The sequence below is a fragment of the Acinetobacter sp. YH16044 genome (assembly GCF_013417145.1).
GTDB lineage: Bacteria > Pseudomonadota > Gammaproteobacteria > Pseudomonadales > Moraxellaceae > Acinetobacter > Acinetobacter amyesii.
Genome location: NZ_VPEK01000117.1, coordinates 1 through 1,795, shown reverse-complemented (window position 1 = coordinate 1,795; position 1,795 = coordinate 1). Strand labels below are relative to the sequence as shown.

2 protein-coding genes are annotated in these 1,795 nt (G+C 34.3%); both read left to right on the top strand.

What is annotated here, in order from left to right:
* Positions 1 to 439 precede the first annotated feature (439 nt).
* A complete protein-coding gene (locus FTV38_RS17325) occupies positions 440 to 913 on the top strand; it encodes a spore coat U domain-containing protein (RefSeq protein WP_180023026.1) in 474 nt (157 codons plus the stop codon).
* 29 nt (positions 914 to 942) lie between these two features.
* Complete coding sequence (locus tag FTV38_RS17320; RefSeq protein ID WP_179995803.1) at positions 943 to 1,695, top strand: molecular chaperone; 753 nt, start codon at positions 943 to 945, stop codon at positions 1,693 to 1,695.
* Positions 1,696 to 1,795 lie beyond the last annotated feature (100 nt).

The window sequence follows — 1,795 nt, the reverse complement described above, 5'->3', positions numbered from 1 at the left end:
AATAAAAATTATTTTCAATACGCTCTAACGGCAATTGCTGTAATTGAACATTTCCCCCGCTAACAGAAATTTACCTACAAAGCATTTTTCATTAATGACTTTAAAAATTATAAGCTCGAAATTCGTATTAATTGTTTTTTTAGATTATTTTCATTGTTTTTATTGGTTTCAATAATAGTTGTTTTTTATTTACTATATGATCCGTACAGCAAGTAAATCATTTTTAATGAGATACTTATCACATTTTTTTGGGAAAATAAAAGCTGATTTTTAATTAAGCCAATTTTTTAATTGGAGTAATTTAGAGTAAAGTATCTAATTTTTTCTAAATAAATTATGTACTTGCTTGTTTAATGAGCGTATATTTCCTCGCCTACTTTGATCAAAAGTTCATCCACTTTTTAAGGTTAGGCTGAACTTAAATATTGGATTCAATCTCATGAAAAAAATTACATATGTTTCTTTGTTCATTTCATCTGTACTTGGCTTTTCTGCAGCACAAGCAGCTACTGCCCCAACACAGAACTTTGAAGTGAAATTAACAATCAATGAATCGTGTGAATTTAATTCAGCTACAGATATTGATTTCGGAAGTTTAGATCGTTCAACCGACGTAAACCGTACCCAAACAGGTAAATTAACAGCTACATGTACCATTGGCACACCTTATAAAGTGGTACTGGATAGCGAACGTCAAATGAAGCATAAATCTGACAGTACTTCTGTCGTGGCTTATGATTTATTCCAAGATACCGGTGCACAAAAGATCTGGGGTAAAACAGTTGATCAAGCACTAGAGCAAACCGGTACAGGTAAAGCACAAGAGTTGCCTGTCTATGCGAAATTAAAAGGCAACACAAATGTTAAGGCAGGTGTATATACTGATGTTGTGACTGCTAAAATTACTTACTAATTAAGTTATAAGTAAACAAGGAGAGGCTATTGCAAGGTATATTTGAAAAAATATTAAATCGTCAGCATATCTATATGGTGACTCTTTTAGCTTCTTCCTTTTGTTCTTTAGCACAAGCAGCTAGTCTACAAGTATCTCCCATCCTTGTAGAGTTTTCTTCCCAGGAAAAAGCAAAAGAGCTTTGGCTTACAAACACGGGGAAAACAAATATTCGTGCTCAAGTACGTATGCAAGAGTGGACTCAGCTTAATAACCAGGAAATTCTGGAACCGACTAAGAAGCTTATTGCAAGTCCACTTATTACTGAAATTAAACCTGGTCAAAGACAATTAGTACGCTTGATTAAGCCAGCCAATACTAATAGTACTCAGGAGCAGGCATTTCGAGTACTGGTAGATGAGTTGCCAGGAAGTAGTTCCGAGCAAAATAACTCGGGTTTAAATATTTTATTGCAATACTCAATTCCTGTTTTTTATAAGTCTTCGCAACCTCATAAAATTACTCAAGGTCTAACCTCGCTTGATAATATTCAGTTTAAATATACGAACGGCCAGATTTCAGTTTCGAACCGTTCTAGTTCCTATTTACGCTTAAGTCAGTTGAGTTATGTATCCACGACAGGAAATATCGTACCTTTGATATCTGGATTGATGGGTTATGTTTTGGCAGGACAAACGATGTCTTGGAACTTACCAACCAGTCTTCCAGATAATGGTGCAGGAAAGTTCCGAGTAGTTATTAATTCTGATATTAATCAACAGGTTATTCCTGTAAATAAATAAATACTTGATATGATTAGGGCTAATTACTTGAGTGTAATTTTGCTTGGACTTCTTTATGTACAAGAGGGAATAGCAAATGAAGTGACTTCTCAAGAAGTAG